The sequence below is a fragment of the Skermanella pratensis genome, assembly GCF_008843145.1.
Classification (GTDB): Bacteria; Pseudomonadota; Alphaproteobacteria; order Azospirillales; family Azospirillaceae; genus Skermanella; species Skermanella pratensis.
In genome coordinates this window covers 1,553,107-1,571,342 of record NZ_CP030265.1, presented here as the reverse complement: position 1 = coordinate 1,571,342, position 18,236 = coordinate 1,553,107, and the positions used below count along the sequence as shown (strand labels likewise).

Below are 18,236 nucleotides of genomic sequence, written 5' to 3'. Positions count from 1 at the left end.
ACTACTCCGCGGCGCCGTCGCCCTGCCGCTTCATGACCTCGCGCCAGCGGCTGACGTTGCGGTTATGCTCGGCCAGCGTCTTGGCGAAGGCATGGCCGCCCGTCCCATCGGCGACGAAATAGATATAGTCGTGCTGTTCCGGGTTCATGGCGGCCTCCAGCGCGGCCTTGCCCGGATTGGCGATCGGGGACGGCGGCAGCCCGTCCACCACATAGGTGTTGTAGGGCGATTCGATTTTCCAGTCGGCCCGCGTCAGGGCGCGTCCCAGGACTCCTTCACCCTGGGTCAGCGCATAGACCACGGTGGGGTCGGACTGGAGCCGCATGCTGGCGAGCAGCCGGTTGACGAAGACGCCGGCGACCTTCGCCCGCTCCTGCGGCACGCTCGTCTCCTTCTCGACGATCGATGCCAGCACGAGCGCCTGCTCGGGACTGTCCAGCGGCAGCGACAGGGAGCGCTTGTCCCACGCCGCCTTCAGCGCCGACTGCATGGCGGTCTGCATCCGCTTCAGCAGGTCGGCCCGGTTGTCGCCCCAGGAATAGTGATAGGTCTCCGGCAGCAGGGCGCCTTCGGCGGGATCGGACTTGATCTCGCCGGACATCGACGGTTCGTCGCGCAGCAACGCCACCACCTGCGACGATGTCAGCCCCTCAGGAACGGTGAAGCGGCGGACCACCGTCTTGCCGCTCTGCAGGATGCGCAAGGCTTCGGCAATGCTGACATGGGCGGGGAAGGCGTATTCGCCGGCCTTGAGCGCCCGGTTGGCTCCCGTGACCTTGGCGGCGGCCACGAAGACCAGCGGCGCGTCCACGACCCCGGCCTCGGTCAGCGATGCGCTGATCGCATCCAGCCCGCTGCTGCGGGGGATCACGACGGCGCTGTCGGCCTCAAGCGGGCCGGCGCGGTTGACGAGGTGGAGACCCCACAGCGCCGCGCCGGCGAACACGCCGATGACGACGACCGCCCCGATCGCGACCCGGACGGCAAGACGCATGGCGAACCTACTTGTATTCCTTGAAAACCAGCGAGGCGTTGGTGCCGCCGAACCCGAACGAGTTCGACAATGCCGCCTTCACCCGCTTCTCCTTGGCCTGCTTCGGCACGAGATCGACGCCCAGGCAGCTCTCCGAAGGATCCTGCAGGTTCAGCGTCGGCGGAACCACGCCGTCGTTGATTGCCTTGATCGAGAAGATCGCCTCGACCGCGCCGGCCGCCCCGAGCAGGTGACCGATCGCCGACTTGGTGGACGACATGGAGACCGTCTCGATCGCCGGGCCGAACAGCCGCTTGACCGCACCCAGCTCGATTTCGTCGCCGAGCGGCGTGGAGGTGCCGTGGGCGTTGACGTAGTCGATCTCGGACGGATCGATGCCGGCCCGCTTCAGGGCGTTGCGCATCGATCGGAAGCCCCCGTTGCCGTCTTCCGGCGGGGAAGTGATGTGGTAGGCGTCGCCGGACAGGCCGTAGCCGGTCACCTCGGCATAGATCTTGGCGCCGCGGCGCTTCGCGTGCTCCAGCTCCTCGAGCACGAGGACGCCGGAGCCCTCGCCCATCACGAAGCCGTCCCGGCCCTTGTCATAGGGGCGCGACGCTTCGGACGGACGGTCGTTGTAGCCGGTCGAAAGCGCGCGGGCCGCCGCGAAGCCGGCGATGCCCAGGCGGCTGACCGCCGCCTCGGTGCCGCCGGCCAGCATGACGTCGGCGTCTTCCCACATGATCAGGCGCGCGGCGTCGCCGATGGCGTGCGCGCCGGTCGAGCAGGCGGTGACGGCCGAATGATTCGGTCCCTTGAAGCCGTACATGATCGAAACGTGGCCGGAAGCCAGGTTGATCAGGCTGGCGGGGATGAAGAAGGGGGAGATCCGGCGCGGGCCCTTCTCGTGAAGGGTGATGGAACCCTCATAGATGCCGATCAGGCCGCCGATGCCGGAGCCGATCATGACGCCGGTGGCCTCCCGCTGCTCGTCGGTCTGCGGCTCCCAGCCGCTGTCGGCGACCGCTTCGCGGGCGGCTGCGATGGCCAGCACGATGAACTCGTCCATCTTACGCTGGTCTTTGGTCGATACATGGTCGTCCGCGTTGAACAGACCCTCGGCGGTCGGACCGCGCGGCACTTGGCCGGCGATCTTGGCCGGCAGGTCGGAAACGTCGAACGACGTGATGGCGCGCAGGCCGGACTCGCCCTTGATGAGACGTTCCCAGTTGTTCTGAACGCCGACCCCGAGGGGCGACACCATCCCGAGACCGGTTACGACGACACGTCTCATGATCAATCCTGAACTGCTCGTGGCTTGGAAAGCCAATGCCTTGGTAAGGCCAGGGAGTGAACGGCAGGGGCTTCGGTCGGCCAGGTCGCCGACCTGGCCGGGCCCCTACTCTGTACCGGGGCTCAGGCCGCGGCGTTCGCCTTGATGAAATCGATCGCGTCCTTGACGGTCAGGATCTTCTCGGCGGCGTCGTCGGGGATCTCGCACCCGAACTCTTCTTCGAACGCCATGACCAGCTCGACCGTGTCCAGGCTGTCGGCGCCCAGATCGTCGATGAAGCTGGCATTTTCGGTGACCTTGGACTCTTCGACGCCCAAGTGTTCGATGACGATCTTCTTCACGCGATCGGCGATGTCACTCATCTTTACAAACCTTCCCAAATCTTTCGTTTGATTGGGGTGAGCCCCGACGTCTGGACACCAGATATTATCGGCCCAACCCGTTAGTGTCGGCCCCATGAAAAGTGCCGTCACATAACACACTTGAACGGGGTTGACCAGCATCCCCCGCTGGCAACCGTCGCGGATCCGCCATGTTCCCTAGATCATGGCCATGCCGCCGTTGATATGCAATGTCTGCCCCGTTACGTAACCGGCCTGTTCGCTGGCCAGGTATACGACGCCGGCGGCGATGTCGCCCGGATCGCCCAGCCGGCCCGCCGGAACGGCGCCCGTCAGCTTCTGCTTCTGCTCGTCGGGCAGCACGTCGGTCATCGCGGTCGCGATGAAGCCCGGGGCCACGCAGTTCACGGTGATGTTGCGTGACGCGACCTCGGCGGCCAGCGCCTTGGACATGCCGATCATGCCGGCCTTGCTCGCCGCATAGTTGGCCTGCCCCGGATTGCCGGTGACCCCGACGATCGAGGTGATCCCGATGATGCGGCCCCAGCGGCGCTTCATCATCCCGCGCAGCACCGCGCGCGACAGCCTGAAGCCCGCCGTCAGGTTGACGTCCAGAACCAGCTGCCAGTCCTCGTCCTTCATCCGCATGGCCAGGCCGTCGCGGGTCAATCCCGCGTTGTTGACCAGGATGTCGACCTGCCCCATGGCGGCTTCGGCATTCTTGACAAGGGCCTCGGTGGCGGCCGTGTCGCCGAGGTTGGCCGGCACCACGAAGGCGCGTCCGCCCAGTTCCGCCGCGAGCGCCTCCAGCGCCTCGACCTTGGTGCCGGACAGGGCGACCGCGGCCCCCTGGGCATGCAGGGCACGCGCGATGGCGGCGCCGATTCCGCCGGAAGCGCCGGTCACCAGCGCGGATTTACCTGTCAGATCGAACATCGATGGCCTCGAAATCAACGTGCGGCGCGAAGCAGCCGGTAGGGTGCGGGATTCAGGAGACGGTCTTGAGGAAAGTCTCGATGTCGGCCGGCCCCTGGACCGACAGGCCGGAGATTTCCCGGTCGATGCGCTTGGCGAGGCCGCTCAGGACCTTGCCCGAGCCCAGCTCGACCAGGGTGTCGACCCCCTGCCCCTTCATGAACAGGACGCTTTCGCGCCAGCGCACCAGCCCGGTGACCTGATCGACCAGCAGGCGGCGGATCTCGTCCGGGCTGACCACCGCCTCGGCGGAGACGTTGGCGACGACCGGAACCACCGGGCCGCGCAGTTCCACGTTGGCGAGCGCCTCGGCCATCGATTCGGCGGCCGGCGCCATCAGCTCGCAATGGAACGGCGCGCTGACCGGCAGCAGGATCGACCGCTTGGCGCCCCGCCCCGCCGCGATCGCGATCGCGCGCTCGACCGCCGCCCGGTGGCCGCTGACCACCACCTGGCCGGGCGCGTTGTCGTTGGCGGTCGAGCAGACCTCGCCCTGTGCCGCTTCGGCCGCGACTTCCTGCGCCGCCGCGAGGTCGAGCCCGAGCAGCGCCGCCATGGCGCCCTCGCCCACCGGAACCGCCTTCTGCATGGCCTGGCCGCGCAGTTTCAGCAGGCGCGCGGTGTCGGACAGGCTGAAGGTGCCGGCGGCGGCCAGCGCCGAGTATTCCCCGAGCGAGTGGCCGGCGACGAAGGCCGCGGCCTTGTGCAGCTCGACCCCGCCTTCACGTTCCAGCACGCGCAGGACGGCGACGCTGACCGCCATCAGCGCCGGCTGCGCGTTCTCGGTCAGGGTCAGGTCGCCCTCGGGACCTTCGAACATCAGGCGGGACAGGTTCTGTTGCAGCGCCTCGTCCACCTCCTCGAAGGTGTGACGGGCGACCGGAAAGGCATCGGCGAGTTCCCGGCCCATGCCGACCGCCTGGCTGCCCTGGCCCGGAAAGACGAATGCGCGCGTCATCACTGTACCCGTATAATTGAATGGCGCCTTGGGGAGGCGCCAAAATGGCCGATAGTCATACCGCCTGGCGGAATGAAGTCAAGGCCGGGCTAAACGGCGATGCGAACGGTTGCGCCGCGAACCGTATGCTGCACTGCACTTGAAGCGGCCCGGCAACTCGCTCCGAAGCGAAGATGCCGCAGTTCCCCGCTGTCAAGCTTATTCGCTTGCTCCGCCGGCGCGGGTGTGTATAGTGCGCCGCTTCCAAAGCTCCTTGCCGGCGCACGCCAAGCGTCCGGCTAGGCCCGGGCGGCTGACTCCGGCATTTCGCCGGACCGCAGCGCCGGACCGCTAACAGCCATGGGGAGACCAAATGGCGAATTACGAGTGCGTGTTCATCGCACGCCAGGACATCTCGTCCGCGCAGGTCGAGCAGCTGACCGAAACCTTCTCGAACATCATCCGCGAGAACGGTGGCGAGGTTGCCAAGACCGAGCAGTGGGGTCTGAAGACCCTCACCTACAAGATCAAGAAGAACCGCAAGGGCCACTACGTCCTGTTCAATCTTGTCGCCCCCGCCCCGGCCGTCGCCGAGATGGAGCGCAACATGAGCATCAGCGAAGACGTGCTGCGCTACATGACGGTTCGCGTCGACGAGCTGGAGCCCGGCCCGTCCGCCATGATGCAGAGCCGCAACGAGCGGAGCGATCGTGGCGACCGCGGTGATCGTGGCGACCGCGGCGGCCGCCGTTTCGACGGCGATCGTGGTGACCGCGGCGATCGTGGCGACCGCGCGCCCCGTCCTCCCCGCCGCACTGAATTCGAAGGAGAGCAGGCATGAGTGCCGCACCGTCCCCTGGTGGCCGCTCGGGCGGCGGTCCGCGTCGTCCGTTCTTCCGCCGCCGCAAGACCTGCCCTTTCTCGGGTCCGAACGCTCCGACGATCGACTACAAGGACATCAAGCTGCTCTCGCGCTTCATTTCCGAGCGCGGCAAGATCGTGCCGAGCCGAATCACCGCGGTGTCCACCAAGAAGCAGCGCGAGCTGGCGCGGGCGATCAAGCGCGCCCGTTTCCTGGCCCTGCTGCCCTACGTCGTGAAGTAAGCACTCGGGCGACCGGGTCGGTTTACGGGGGAATGGAGCGGCGCCATGCCTAATGCCCTGCTGATGGCGATCGGCGGTGGCGTGCTCAGCGCGCTGCTTTATCTTTCCGTGACGGCCGGCGGCCTGGGCACGGTCATCCTGGCCTATCTGGGGCCGCTCCCGCTGCTGATGGTTGGGCTGGGACTGGGACTGCGGCCGTTCGTGATCGCCGTGACCGTCGCGATCCTGGCGGTCGCCGGGTTCGGCGGCCCGCTCTTTGGCCTGTCCTATGGCTTGGCCAACGGGATCGTGGTGGCGGTGATCGTCCGGCAGGCGCTGCTGGCCCGGGCCGCTCCCGACGGCACCCTGGAATGGTACCCGCCCGGACTGCTGCTGGTGGTCCTGACCGGGCTGGGCCTGGTGGGACTGGCGCTGGCGGCCCTGCTGACGCTCGGGGATCCGGGCGGCCTCGAAGGATCGGTGCGGCAGTTCCTGAGCCTCGCGTTCGGCGACGCCGCCGCCGGCACCGCCGAGGCGGAGGAACCGCTGGGCGATCTGATCGACGGGTTCGCGCAGGTGTTCCCCGGCATGGTGGTGGTCTCGTGGCTCACGATGGCGATCATCAACGCGGCCCTGGCCCAGGGGGTGCTGATGCGGTTCGGCCGCAATCTCCGTCCCGCGATGCGGGTCGCGGAAGTTGAGCTGCCGAACTGGACCCCGATACTTCTGGCGGTGGCCGGCGTCCTGGCCCTGCTGGGCGGCGAGGGGCAGCTGGGATACCTGGGGCTCAACGCGGCGATCGTGCTGCTGGTACCGTTCTTCTTCGCCGGGCTGGCGGTGGTTCACGCCTTCGCCGGCGGGCGGCAGGCCCGGACCCTGCTGCTGATGGTGTTTTACTTTTTTTTGCTGGTGTCCGGCTGGCCGATCGCCATGGTCGTCGGCCTTGGTGTGATTGAGCAATGGGCCGGGCTGCGCCGGCGGTTCTCCCGGACCGGCCCGGATCAGGGGAGTTAGTCATGGATATCGTTCTGTTGGAGCGGGTCGAGAAGCTCGGCCAGATGGGTCAGGTCGTCAAGGTTCGGCCCGGCTATGCGCGCAACTTCCTGCTGCCGCAGAAGAAGGCGCTGCGCGCGACGAAGGCGAACCTCGCCTTCTTCGAGACGCAGAAGGCCCAGCTTCAGGCGCAGAACCTGGAGCGCCGCAAGGAAGCCGAGGAAGTGGCCGGCAAGATGAAGGGGCTGGCCGTCGTCATCACCCGTCAGGCCGCCGAGTCGGGCATGCTGTACGGTTCGGTCAACGGCCGCGACATCGCCGAGGCGGTGACCGCCAACGGCTTCACCGTCGAGCGGAACCAGGTCGCCATCAGCGACCCGATCAAGAGCCTCGGCCTGTTCGACGTGCGCCTCATCCTCCACCCCGAGGTGAGCGTGAACGTCAAGGTGAACGTCGCCCGCTCGCTGGAAGAGGCCGAAATGCAGGCCCAGCGCGGCGGCATGGTCACCACGGCCGACCTGCTGGCCGACGAGGAAGAGGCGGAAGCGGCTGCCGCCGCCGCCGCTGCCGGAGAGGAAGAGGAAGCCGACAACGCCTGATCGGCGTCGCCGGACCATCCATTGCTCCCATGCGAAAGCGCGCCGGCTGTGGCAGCCGGCGCGCTTTCCGTGTTTTCAGGTTACCCCTTGGAAATGATCGTCAGCCGTGGGTCAGCGTCTGGAGCTGTCGTGTCAACGCCGAGTCCGAGGCCGGGTTGCCCGAAACATCCGGACCCGTGAAGTTCAACATCACCGAGCCCAGCACGATGCCGATGATAAGGCCGGCAGCCGCTCCGATATGGCCGCCGGCATCTTTCCCGTCTTCATTCTGTTCGTGATACTGCATCGGATCCTCTCAACAACTGTCCGGTCCAACAGGCTATCCGGACAGTTGTTGCGACAAACCTAATGCCGCATTCGCAGGGGCGAACTCCCGAAGGCCCCGGAAGACCGGAGCCCGCGCCATCGGCGGCCCCTCAACGATACTCGTAGGAACGTGCCTCCACCTCGCGGTCCATGTCGCGCCAGGCGGCGTCCTCCGGGTCGTTGTCGAAATCCTCGACCACCTCCTCCATGTCGTAGTCCGACCAGCGCAGCACGGAGATCATGAACTCGACCTGGTCCGGGCGAAGCCCGACCTTGCGCGCCATCTCGGGGATGTCGCGCCCTTCGCGGACATACTGGACGAGGTTACGGACCCGGCGGAAGACATCCTCCTCCACCTCGGTGTCGTAAGCGAAGACGTCGAGGAACTTGCCCGTCCAGATCCCGTCGCTCTCGAACCCGGTCGGAAGCCGCAAGTCGTGCCGGTCCGCCACCAGCCGGGCCAGCTCCACCTGAGCCGCCGTCGGGCGGCTATCGCCGTCGGATTTCCGGGCCACTCAACCAATCCTTCCTTAACGCGGTCGATGGCATGGTTAATACACCCATGCCTCGACGCATGATCGCATCCGGAAATCCTCATGGCGAGAGCTAATTTCCGCCATCTTCACAGCCTGTGGATAACTTCACTCGCCGGGTTCCACAAGCTGTCCACAGCCGCGGCGACTATCTCGGCCCGGCCCGCTCTGCTAGTCTTCCCGACATGGAAACGATGACCACTGATCCTCGCGCCGCCCGCCCCGCGGATGCTGCCGGACGACGCCCCAGCTACCGACTCACCCCGCACAACGCCGAGGCTGAGCAGAGCCTGCTGGGCGCGATCCTGACCAACAACAAGGCCTACGAGAAGGTCGGCGAGTTTCTGAAGCCGGAGCATTTCTACGATCCGGTCCACAGCCGAATCTTCGAGACGATCCATACCCTGGTCCAGCGCGGCGAGGTCGCCGACCCGATCACGCTGAAGCGCTATTTCGAAGGCGATCCGGCGCTCGACAGCGTCGGAGGCGTCGGCTACCTGGCCGAACTGGCCGGCAGCGTGGTCTCGGTGGTCAATTCCGAGCACTACGGCCGAATCATCCACGACATGTACCTCCGCCGCCAGCTCATCGACATGGGCGAGGACATGGTCAACGAGGCCTACAGCCACAACCTCGAGGGTGCGGCGCTCGAACAGATCGAAGGGGCGGAGAAGAAGCTCTTCGACCTGGCGACGACCGGCGACATCCAGGGCGGCTTCCAGCCGTTCAGCCAGTCGCTCCGAGTCGCCATCGAGATGGCGGAGGAGGCGTTCAAGCGGGACAGCCAGGTCACCGGCGTCACCACCGGCCTGATCGACCTGGACCGCAAGCTGGGCGGCCTCCATCCCAGCGACCTGCTGATCCTCGCCGGGCGTCCGTCCATGGGCAAGACGGCGCTCGCGACCAACATCGCGTTCGCCGCAGCCAAGGCCCACCTGCGCACCGACGGCAAGGAAGGCGCCGGAGTCGCCTTCTTCTCGCTGGAAATGTCGGCCGAGCAGCTGGCAACCCGTATCCTGGCCGACGAGGCGCAGGTTGCTTCGGAGAAGATCCGGCGCGGCGACCTGAAGCCGGAAGACTTCCAGCGCTTCTCGGAAGCCAGCAGCATCCTGTCGCGCGTTCCCTTTTATGTGGACGACACGCCGGCACTGAGCATCGCGGCGGTCCGGACCCGATCTCGCCGACTGGCTCGCACGTCGGGCGGCCTCGGGCTGATCGTAGTCGACTACCTTCAGCTGCTGCGCGGCTCCGGAGGCAAGGGCAACGAGAACCGGGTGCAGGAGATCTCCGAGATCACCCGCGGCCTGAAGGCCATCGCCAAGGAACTCGACGTCCCGGTCATGGCCCTGTCCCAGCTCTCCCGCGCCGTCGAGCAGCGCGAGGACAAGCGGCCCCAGCTTTCCGACCTGCGCGAGTCCGGATCGATCGAGCAGGACGCCGACGTGGTCATGTTCGTCTTCCGCGAACAGTATTACCTGGAGCGCGCCGAACCGAGCCGGCGGCCCGACGAGGCCGACGACAAGTTCAACGACCGCTACCAGCGCTGGCAGCAGCGCCTGGGCGAAGTCCACAACACCGGCGAAGTCATCATCGCCAAGCAGCGCCACGGGCCGATCGGCACGGTGCGCCTGTTCTTCGACGGCCAGTACACCAAGTTCGGCGATCTGGACCAGAATCATCCCGGCAGTGGCGGCGACTACGAGTGACGGCGTCGGCCAGCGGCATCCGAAAGGGGGGAAGCGCCGCCGTAAGGTCTCTTCCCCCACCGTTGACAGTGTTATGACGGTTGGCTAGGGTGCGCCGCACAAGGTTGCGCGCGGAGGTAAAGTTGCAACGGCACCAGCAGGTTAGGTGCAGGGTTTCAGCCGTTCCCTCGACGCGTTCGGCCCGAGTGTCGTGCCCGGCACGGGGGTGTGGGTGAGCGGAACCGCCACCCGCTAGGCTGCCACGGGGGATCAATGGGCTTCCTGACCACGACCGGCCGCGCCTTCCTGGTATTTCTGGAAGCGACCGGCCGGCTTATGCTGTTTACGGGCGTCGCCGTCTCGCACTGTTTCCGGCCGCCGTTCTACCTGCGCCTGATCGGGCGCCAGATGATCGACATCGGCTACTATTCGCTGCCGGTCGTCGGTTTGACCGCCCTTTTCACCGGCATGGTGCTGGCCCTGCAGAGCTATACCGGCTTCGCCCGCTTCCAGGCGGAGGGGGCCGTCGCGACCGTGGTGGTGCTCTCCGTCACCCGCGAGTTGGGGCCGGTGCTCGCCGGTTTGATGGTCGCCGGCCGCATCGGCGCCTCGATGGCGGCGGAGATCGGGACCATGAGGGTGACCGAGCAGGTCGACGCCCTGTCCACGCTGGCGACAAACCCGTTCAAGTATCTGGTGGTGCCCCGCCTCATCGCCGGCCTCACCATGCTGCCGCTGCTGGTCCTGGTGGCCGACATCATCGGCGTGTTCGGCGGCTTTCTGATCGGCGTCTACCGGCTGGACTTCAACCCGGCCGCCTATATCGGGCGCACCTGGGAGTACTTGGTGCCGATGGACGTCATCTCCGGCCTGGTCAAGGCGGCGGTCTTCGGGTTCGTGATCGCGCTGATGGGCTGCTACCACGGCTACCAGTCGCGCGGCGGCGCCCAGGGCGTGGGTGCCGCGACGACCAACGCGGTCGTCTCCTCCTCCATCCTGATCCTGGTGTTCAACTACCTGATCACCGGCCTGTTCTTTTCGCGATGAGCGCCATGACACATACCGCAGAAGGCAGGCCCGCCGACGCCGCGCCCGGAACCCGGACCGTGACGCCCAAGCTGAAGCTGTCCGGCGTCCACAAATCCTTCGGCGACAAGCACGTGCTGAACGGCGTGGACCTGGAGGTCGGCCAGGGCGAATCGCTGGTGGTTATCGGCGGCTCGGGCACCGGCAAGTCCGTGATGCTGAAATGCGCGCTCGGCCTGATGCTGGCAGACAGCGGTTCGATCCGGATCGACGGGGAGGAGACGGCCAACCTCGGCCCGCGCGACCGCGAGCGGGTGATGCGCAAGTTCGGCATGCTGTTCCAGGGGGCCGCCCTGTTCGACAGCCTGCCGGTGTGGGAGAACGTCGCCTTCGGGCTGATCCAGGGCGAGAAGATGCCCCGGGGCAAGGCGCGGGAGATCGCGATCGAGAAGCTGGCCTCGGTCGGCCTCGCCAAGGAAGTGGCGGAACTGTTCCCCGCCGAACTGTCCGGCGGCATGCAGAAGCGCGTCGCCTTGGCCCGCGCGATCGCCACACAGCCGGAGATCATCTTCTTCGACGAGCCGACCACCGGCCTCGATCCGATCATGGCCGACGTGATCAACGACCTGATCACCAAATGCGTCAAGGACCTGGGCGCCACCGCGTTGTCGATCACCCACGACATGGCGAGCGCCCGCAAGATCGCCGACCGGATCGCGATGATCTACAAGGGCAGGATCATCTGGAACGGCCCGGTGTCGGAAATTGACAATTCCGGCAATCCTTATGTCGACCAGTTCATCCACGGGCGCGCCGACGGGCCGATCCAGATGGAGGTCATGCAACCCTGACCCGCGGCCTCGACCCTGGGCCGGCCTCTGGTATTCCTATTCTGTTCATCTTAAATAAACCCTGTTTCGATAAGCATCGAGCGTTTTCAGGTTAGTCCCCGGGCTGGGCACAGCCCGGGGCAAAGTCTCGCGCCGAATGTTTCCCAGCCTGGTGTTTCCCATAGGTCGGAATGTTCGCGCGTGCTATCCATTGCTGCACCGCAAACATGTCGAGAACCCGGTTACATTGGCCCGTTCCAACACACGTTATGTCTGCCAGGCCTGCGGCGCCAGCTCTCCCAAATGGAGCGGCAAGTGCGACGCTTGCGGCGAGTGGAACACCCTCGTGGAAGAGACGGTTCCGGAAAGCGCTCCCAAGGGGTTGGGCCGCACGGCCGGCACCGGCCGCCGGATCGACTTCGTCGACCTGAAGGGCGTTTCCGAGAGGGCTCCCCGGCGCATCACCGGCATCGCGGAATATGACCGCGTCTGCGGCGGCGGCATGGTGCCGGGATCGGCACTGCTGGTTGGCGGCGATCCCGGTATCGGCAAATCCACCCTTCTGCTCCAGGTCGTCTGCAGCCTCGCCCGGAACCTGCGGTGCGCCTACATCTCGGGGGAGGAAGCGGTCGATCAGGTCAGGATGCGCGCCGCGCGCCTCGGCACCAGCGACTCCGCGGTGGAATTGGCCGCCGCGACCAACGTCCGCGACATCGTCGCCTCACTCGACGCCGCCGACGCGCCGGGCCTGTGCATCATCGACTCGATCCAGACCATGTACGTGGACACGCTGGACAGCGCGCCCGGCACGGTCGCCCAGGTGCGCGCCTCGGCCCAGGAGCTGATCCGGGTCGCCAAGCGGCGCGGCATCATCCTGGTGCTGGTCGGGCACGTGACCAAGGAAGGCACGATTGCGGGCCCACGGGTGCTGGAGCATATGGTCGACACCGTGCTCTATTTCGAAGGGGAGCGCGGCCACCAGTTCCGAATTCTCCGCGCGGTCAAGAACCGCTTCGGCCCGACCGACGAGATCGGCGTGTTCGAGATGACCGACTCCGGCCTGACCGAAGTGTCCAACCCGTCGGAACTGTTCCTGGCGGAGCGGCGCGGAGACGTTTCCGGCGCCTGCGTGTTCGCCGGGCTTGAAGGAACCCGTCCGGTGCTGGTCGAGATCCAGGCCCTGGTCGCCCCCTCCCCGCTCGGCACGCCGCGCCGAGCGGTGGTCGGCTGGGACGGCGGCAGGCTCGCCATGGTGCTCGCCGTGCTGGAGGCGCGCTGCGGGGTCGCGATCGGCGCCAACGACGTCTACCTGAACGTGGCCGGCGGCCTGCGGATCGGCGAACCCGCCGCCGATCTGGCTGTCGCGGCGGCGTTGGTGTCGTCGCTGACAGGGGAACCGGTGCCGGCCGATACGGTGGTGTTCGGCGAGATAGGGCTGTCGGGCGAGATCCGCGCGGTCAGCCAGACCGATGTCCGCCTGAAGGAAGCCGCGAAGCTCGGCTTCGAAAAGTCCCTGATGCCGACCCAGCGCAGCCGGAAGTCCGGCAGCCGCGCCGATGTCGGGATCCGCAGGATCGAACTGGCCCACCTGGAGGATCTGATCCCGATGTTCCAGGAACCCCGCGCCGCGGCGTCCGCCGGACGCGGACGGGCCTGATGCCTCCCCTGATCCACCAGATGACGTGACGGATCCCCGACATGGACTCGACATCAATCAACCCGACCGATATCGCCGTCATCGTCATCCTGCTGCTGTCGGCCCTGCTGGCCTTCGCGCGCGGACTGGTCCGCGAGGTGCTGTCGGTCGGCGCCTGGGTCGGCGCCGCCTTCGCGACCCTGTACCTGTTCCCCCATGTCCTGCCGCTGGTCCAGCAGGTCGTCGCCAAGGACCTGATCGCCAAGGGCGTGGCCGGCCTGGCGGTGTTCGTCACGTCCCTGATCCTGCTGTCGATCCTCAGCCACCAGATCTCGAAGGGCGTGCGCGGATCGGCGCTGAGCGCCGTGGACCGCTCCCTCGGTTTCGTTTTCGGCATCGCCCGGGGTGCGGTGATCGTCTGCCTTGCCTATATCTCGGTGACATGGGTCTTCCCGCCCACGGAGCAGCCGCGTTGGCTTCGGGACGCGAGGACCATGCCGGTGATCCAGACCGGGGCCGAGATGCTGCGCAACCTGGTGCCGGGCCGCACCGGGCCGGCGGTCGAGTCAGCGTCCGGCGCCGCCGCGGCCAAGGCAGCCGCTGACATGGCCAGCCGCGCGATCCAGGAGGAAGCCCTGAAGCGCCTTTCCACTCCGCGGCCGACGCCGGCAGCCGCGACGAACGCGGGTGCGCAGGTGCCCGACTCGGGGTATAAAGACCGTGACCGAACCGAACTCGACCGCCTGATCGAGACCAACCGCTGACAGCCTACAGTTCACAAACCCCGCGAAAGGGTTTAGCACCCATGTTGACGACCCATCCGTTCGATGACGACAAGCTGCGCGAAGAGTGCGGGGTGTTCGGCGTTTACAACCACGGTGAGGCGGCTGCCGTCGCGGCGCTCGGTCTTCACGCGCTTCAGCACCGTGGGCAGGAGGCGGCAGGCATCGTCACCTTCGATGGCGAACACTACCATATCCAGCATGCCATGGGGCAGGTCGGGGACAATTTCAGCTCGCAGTCGGTCATCGCCAAGCTGCGCGGCCATGCCGGAATCGGGCATGTCCGCTACGCCACGAGCGGCGACACGATCCTGCGCAACGTCCAGCCACTGTTCGCCGATTTCGAGTTCGGCGGCTTCGCCCTGGCGCACAACGGCAACCTGACCAATGCGCTGATGCTTCGACGGCAGCTGGTCCGGCGCGGTTGCCTGTTCCAGTCCACCACCGACACGGAAGTGATCGTCCACCTGATGGCGACCGCCCGCAGCGGGTCGGTGATCGACCGCATGGTCGAGGCGCTCCGCCAGGTGGAAGGCGCATACTCGCTGATCGCGCTGGCCAAGGACATGGTGATCGGCGTCCGCGACCCCCTGGGCGTGCGGCCCCTGGTATTGGGGCGGGTCGGCGACAGCCATGTGCTGTGCAGCGAGACCTGCGCCCTCGACATCATCGGCGCCGACTTCGTCCGCGACGTGGAGCCGGGCGAGATGATCGTCCTGGACAGTTCCGGCGTCCACAGCCTGCGCCCGTTCCTGCCGCAGCACCGCCGATTCTGCATCTTCGAATACATCTACTTCGCCCGGCCCGACAGCGTGATGGAGGGCAATTCGGTCTACGAGGCGCGCAAGCGCATCGGCATGGAGCTGGCGCGGGAGAGCGCCGTCGATGCCGACGTGGTCATCCCGGTGCCGGACAGCGGCGTGCCGGCGGCGATCGGCTATGCGGCGGAAAGCGGCATCCCCTTCGAGCTGGGCATCATCCGCAACCACTATGTGGGCCGCACCTTCATCGAGCCGACCGACCAGATCCGCAACCTGGGCGTCAAGCTGAAGCACAATGCCAACCGCCACATGATCGAGGGCAAGCGGGTCGTCCTGGTGGACGACAGCATCGTCCGCGGCACGACCTCGATCAAGATCATCGAGATGGTGCGCCGGGCCGGCGCCCGCGAGGTCCATATGCGGATCTCCAGCCCGCCGACCAGCCACGCCTGCTTCTACGGCGTCGATACGCCCAAGAAGGAGAAGCTGCTGGCCCACAAGTATTCGATCGCCGAGATGGCCAAGTATATCGGCGCCGACAGCTTGGCCTTCATCTCGATCGACGGCCTGTACAAAGCGGTCAACGAGCCGGGCCGCAACAACGCCCGGCCGCAGTATTGCGACGCCTGCTTCACCGGGGATTATCCGATCCCGCTGCTCGACCGGGACACTCCGGGCGAAACGTCGGAGATCACCTACCGCGCCGAAGCGCGCGGCTGATCCCGTCCGAAAACCTGCCCATCCAGATACCTGACCACGAGAACAGCCTTCATGTCCGAACCCCGACTGTCGAACCGCGTCGCCCTGATCACCGGCGCTTCCCGAGGCATCGGCGCCGCCGTGGCGGAACGCTTCGCCGCCGAGGGGGCGCACGTCATCCTCGCTGCCCGCACCGTCGGCGGGCTGGAGGAGGTCGACGACCGGGTCCGCGCCAAGGGCGGCACCGCGACGCTGGTGCCGGTCGACCTGATGGATTTCGACAAGATCGACCAGCTTGGCCAATCGATCTTCGAGCGGTTCGGGCGGCTCGACATCCTGGTCGGCAATGCGGCGATGCTGGGCGACCTCAGCCCGATCTCGCACTACGCGCCCAAGACCTGGGAACGTGTCTTCGGGCTCAACGTCACCGCCAACTACCGGCTGATCCGGAGCCTCGACAGGCTCCTGCGCGGGTCGGATGCCGGCCGCGCGATGTTCGTGACCTCGGGCGTGGCCCGAAGCGCGGTGGCCTATTTCGGCGCCTACGCCGCGAGCAAGGCCGCGCTGGAGATGATGGTCAAGATGTATGCCCTGGAGGTGGCGCTCTCGCCGCTGAAGGTGAACCTGCTCGACCCCGGCGTGGTGCGGACCAAGATGCGGGCCCACGGCTTCCCCGGCGAAGACCCGATGATCCATCCCGCCCCGGAGGAGATCACGGGCCGCTTCGTCGAATTGGCCGAGCCCGCCTGTCGGCTTCACGGCGAGGTCGTTTCCGTCTGACCCAGGCTCCGCCCCCGCTCCGACGCCGCCATGCTGATCCGCCCCGCCACCCTGGCCGATGCCGGTTCGATCACCGAGATCTATAACCAGGGCATCGCCGACCGGATCGGAACCTTCGAGACCGAGCCCCGGACGGTCGAGCAGATCCGGGCCTGGCTCGACGCGACCGGCCCTCTCGGTCCCTACCCGATCGTCGTGGCGGAGGACGACGGGAAGGTCGTCGCCTTCGCCTCCACCTCATCCTACCGGTCCCGGGGCTGCTACGGGGGTATCGCCGAGTTCTCGGTCTATGTCGCCCGCGGTGAGCGCGGACGGGGTGCCGGACGCGCAGCGCTGACCGGGTTGATCGAGGCGGCCCGCCAAGCCGGATACTGGAAACTGGTTTCCCGCATCTTCACCGAGAACGGCGCCAGCCGCCGCGCCTGCGCCGCCGTGGGCTTCCGCGAGGTGGGGACATACCTGAAGCACGGCAAGCTGGACGGGGTATGGCGCGATGTCGTGGTCGTCGAACGGCTGATCGAGGAAAACCTGACTTGATCGAGCCGGCGCTATCGGTTCGGCCGCGAGTGGTCAGTCTTCGGCATAAGGATTCTTGCCCTTGCGTGTCAGCATGCGGATCGGCACCCCGGGCAGGTTGAGCGCGTCCCGCAGTCCGTTCACCAGATAGCGGAGATAGGTCTCCGGAAGGTCCAGCGGCTTGCTGACCCACAGCGCGAAGGTGGGTGGGCGGGCCTTCACCTGCGTCATGTAGCGGATCTTGATCCGCCGCCCCTCGACCGCCGGCGGCGGATGCGCCTCGGTCATGCCGGCCAGCCATCGGTTCAGGTCCGACGTGCCGACGCGCCTGTTCCAGATCTCGTAGATGTCCAGCACGGCGTCGAGCAGGGCGTCGAGCCGCTGGCGGCGCAAGGCGGACAGGGTGACCACGGGGATACCCCGGACCTGCGCGAGCTGCGACTGCAGCTTGTCGTCGATCTGCTTGAGAGTGCCGGCGCGGTCGGTCACGATATCCCACTTGTTGACCGCGATGACCAGGGCGCGCCCCTCGTCCAGCACCATCCGGGCGATCGTCAAGTCCTGGTGGTCCAGGATCGCCTCCGCATCGACCACCAGCACGACCACCTGGGCAAGCCGGATCACCCGCAAGGCGTCCGCGACGGCCAGCTTCTCCAGCTTGTCGTCCACCCGCGACTTCCTGCGCATCCCGGCGGTATCGACCAGCCGGATCGGCCTGTCCTTGTAGGTCCACTCGACGGTGATGGCGTCGCGGGTCATGCCGGCCTCGGGACCGGTCAGGACCCGCTCCTCGCCGACAAGGCTGTTCAGCAGGGTCGACTTGCCCACGTTGGGCCTGCCGACAATCGCGAGCTGGAGCGGACGCAGCGGTTCCGGCTTGCCGCCCTCGCGCGCTGCCGGATCACTGCCGGCCTCGTCCTGCTCGGCGTCCGGCTGCGTCTCCTCGGGCGGCACATAGGGGAGCAGCGCTTCGACCAGTTCCGCCAACCCCTCGCCATGCTCGGCGGAGATCGGCACCGGCTCACCCAAGCCAAGCTCGAACGCCTCGTATAGACCCGGTGCCCCGGCCCGGCCCTCGCACTTGTTGGCCAGCAGGATGACCGGAGTCTTGCCCTTGCGGAGCCAAGTCGCGAAGTGCTGGTCCAGCGGCGTGACGCCGGCACGGGCATCGATCAGCAGAAGGGCGACGTCCGCCTCATCGATCGCCCGCTCGGTCTGGCGGCGCATGCGAGCCTCGAGGCTGTCGTCGAAGGCTTCTTCCAGCCCGGCGGTGTCGATCACGGTCAGGTCGATGCCGGCCAGCCGGGCCGGTGCCGCGCGCCAGTCACGGGTGACGCCGGGGGTATCGTCCACCAGCGCCAGCTTCTTGCCGACGAGCCGGTTGAACAGGGTGGACTTGCCGACATTGGGCCGGCCGATGATCGCGACGGTTAGGGACATTGCTTCCATGTAGGGAGCCGCGAACGGCTCCACCACTCCAATAATCG

Annotated in this window: 20 protein-coding genes; 12 read left to right on the top strand and 8 right to left on the bottom strand. The window is 66.9% G+C overall.

Translation table 11 applies throughout. From position 1 onward, the window contains the following. Position 1 precedes the first annotated feature (1 nt). From mltG to fabD, 5 genes are all read right to left on the bottom strand, one after another. Complete coding sequence (gene mltG, locus DPR14_RS07160; protein WP_158044534.1) at positions 2 to 994, bottom strand: endolytic transglycosylase MltG; 993 nt, start codon at positions 992 to 994, stop codon at positions 2 to 4. A 7-nt stretch (positions 995 to 1,001) separates the two neighbouring features. Continuing rightward, the gene (gene fabF, locus DPR14_RS07155) at positions 1,002 to 2,267 is read right to left on the bottom strand and encodes a beta-ketoacyl-ACP synthase II (RefSeq protein ID WP_158044533.1); all 1,266 of its coding nucleotides are present in this window, start codon (positions 2,265 to 2,267) and stop codon (positions 1,002 to 1,004) included. A 122-nt stretch (positions 2,268 to 2,389) separates the two neighbouring features. Next, positions 2,390 to 2,629 carry an acyl carrier protein gene (locus DPR14_RS07150; RefSeq protein ID WP_158044532.1) on the bottom strand — a complete coding sequence of 80 codons (240 nt, stop codon included), beginning with the start codon at positions 2,627 to 2,629 and terminating at the stop codon, positions 2,390 to 2,392. A gap of 177 nt (positions 2,630 to 2,806) precedes the next feature. After that, positions 2,807 to 3,544 (bottom strand): 3-oxoacyl-[acyl-carrier-protein] reductase, encoded by a 738-nt coding sequence (gene fabG / locus DPR14_RS07145; RefSeq protein WP_158044531.1) that lies wholly within the window; start codon positions 3,542 to 3,544, stop codon positions 2,807 to 2,809. A 52-nt stretch (positions 3,545 to 3,596) separates the two neighbouring features. Continuing rightward, positions 3,597 to 4,541 carry an ACP S-malonyltransferase gene (gene fabD / locus DPR14_RS07140; RefSeq protein WP_158044530.1) on the bottom strand — a complete coding sequence of 315 codons (945 nt, stop codon included), beginning with the start codon at positions 4,539 to 4,541 and terminating at the stop codon, positions 3,597 to 3,599. A 352-nt stretch (positions 4,542 to 4,893) separates the two neighbouring features. Between fabD and rpsF the strand changes: the two genes are divergently transcribed. Genes rpsF through rplI form a run of 4 tightly spaced genes read left to right on the top strand, consistent with a single transcriptional unit; the run spans position 4,894 to position 7,195 of the window. Then, positions 4,894 to 5,361, top strand: coding sequence for a 30S ribosomal protein S6 (gene rpsF / locus DPR14_RS07135; protein ID WP_158044529.1), 468 nt, complete (start codon positions 4,894 to 4,896; stop codon positions 5,359 to 5,361). Next, positions 5,358 to 5,624 (top strand): 30S ribosomal protein S18, encoded by a 267-nt coding sequence (rpsR, locus tag DPR14_RS07130; protein ID WP_158044528.1) that lies wholly within the window; start codon positions 5,358 to 5,360, stop codon positions 5,622 to 5,624. The genes rpsF and rpsR overlap by 4 nt, the downstream gene beginning before the upstream one ends. 45 nt (positions 5,625 to 5,669) lie before the next feature. Then, entirely contained in the window at positions 5,670 to 6,617 is a 948-nt protein-coding gene (locus DPR14_RS07125) for a DUF2232 domain-containing protein (RefSeq protein ID WP_158044527.1), read from the top strand. A 2-nt stretch (positions 6,618 to 6,619) separates the two neighbouring features. Beyond that, positions 6,620 to 7,195 carry a 50S ribosomal protein L9 gene (gene rplI / locus DPR14_RS07120; protein ID WP_158044526.1) on the top strand — a complete coding sequence of 192 codons (576 nt, stop codon included), beginning with the start codon at positions 6,620 to 6,622 and terminating at the stop codon, positions 7,193 to 7,195. A gap of 100 nt (positions 7,196 to 7,295) precedes the next feature. Here the strand turns inward: rplI and DPR14_RS07115 are convergent, their stop codons facing one another. Both DPR14_RS07115 and DPR14_RS07110 read right to left on the bottom strand, forming a co-directional pair. Then, entirely contained in the window at positions 7,296 to 7,481 is a 186-nt protein-coding gene (locus tag DPR14_RS07115; protein WP_158044525.1) for a hypothetical protein, read from the bottom strand. A 130-nt stretch (positions 7,482 to 7,611) separates the two neighbouring features. Then, entirely contained in the window at positions 7,612 to 8,016 is a 405-nt protein-coding gene (locus DPR14_RS07110) for a hypothetical protein (protein WP_158044524.1), read from the bottom strand. Between the two features lie 212 nt (positions 8,017 to 8,228). Here DPR14_RS07110 and DPR14_RS07105 point away from each other — a divergent pair, with 212 nt between their 5' ends. The 8 genes from DPR14_RS07105 to DPR14_RS07070 all read left to right on the top strand — a co-directional run bounded on the left by DPR14_RS07105 (position 8,229) and on the right by DPR14_RS07070 (position 16,770). Beyond that, positions 8,229 to 9,740 carry a replicative DNA helicase gene (locus DPR14_RS07105; RefSeq protein ID WP_246148958.1) on the top strand — a complete coding sequence of 504 codons (1,512 nt, stop codon included), beginning with the start codon at positions 8,229 to 8,231 and terminating at the stop codon, positions 9,738 to 9,740. A gap of 252 nt (positions 9,741 to 9,992) precedes the next feature. Beyond that, positions 9,993 to 10,766 carry an MlaE family ABC transporter permease gene (locus DPR14_RS07100; RefSeq protein ID WP_158044522.1) on the top strand — a complete coding sequence of 258 codons (774 nt, stop codon included), beginning with the start codon at positions 9,993 to 9,995 and terminating at the stop codon, positions 10,764 to 10,766. A 5-nt stretch (positions 10,767 to 10,771) separates the two neighbouring features. Continuing rightward, the gene (locus DPR14_RS07095; protein WP_158044521.1) at positions 10,772 to 11,596 is read left to right on the top strand and encodes an ABC transporter ATP-binding protein; all 825 of its coding nucleotides are present in this window, start codon (positions 10,772 to 10,774) and stop codon (positions 11,594 to 11,596) included. Between the two features lie 226 nt (positions 11,597 to 11,822). Then, positions 11,823 to 13,232, top strand: a complete 1,410-nt coding sequence (radA, locus tag DPR14_RS07090; RefSeq protein WP_158044520.1) for a DNA repair protein RadA — start codon at positions 11,823 to 11,825, stop codon at positions 13,230 to 13,232. 41 nt (positions 13,233 to 13,273) lie between these two features. Beyond that, on the top strand, positions 13,274 to 13,975 hold the full coding sequence (locus DPR14_RS07085) for a CvpA family protein (protein WP_158044519.1): 702 nt from the start codon (positions 13,274 to 13,276) through the stop codon (positions 13,973 to 13,975). 41 nt (positions 13,976 to 14,016) lie between these two features. After that, entirely contained in the window at positions 14,017 to 15,474 is a 1,458-nt protein-coding gene (gene purF, locus DPR14_RS07080) for an amidophosphoribosyltransferase (RefSeq protein WP_158044518.1), read from the top strand. 51 nt (positions 15,475 to 15,525) lie between these two features. Continuing rightward, positions 15,526 to 16,233 (top strand): SDR family NAD(P)-dependent oxidoreductase, encoded by a 708-nt coding sequence (locus DPR14_RS07075; protein ID WP_158044517.1) that lies wholly within the window; start codon positions 15,526 to 15,528, stop codon positions 16,231 to 16,233. 30 nt (positions 16,234 to 16,263) lie between these two features. Next, a complete protein-coding gene (locus DPR14_RS07070) occupies positions 16,264 to 16,770 on the top strand; it encodes an arsinothricin resistance N-acetyltransferase ArsN1 family A (RefSeq protein ID WP_158044516.1) in 507 nt (168 codons plus the stop codon). Between the two features lie 33 nt (positions 16,771 to 16,803). On the opposite strand, the gene der is transcribed toward DPR14_RS07070, so the two are convergent. Continuing rightward, positions 16,804 to 18,189 carry a ribosome biogenesis GTPase Der gene (gene der / locus DPR14_RS07065; protein ID WP_158044515.1) on the bottom strand — a complete coding sequence of 462 codons (1,386 nt, stop codon included), beginning with the start codon at positions 18,187 to 18,189 and terminating at the stop codon, positions 16,804 to 16,806. Positions 18,190 to 18,236 lie beyond the last annotated feature (47 nt).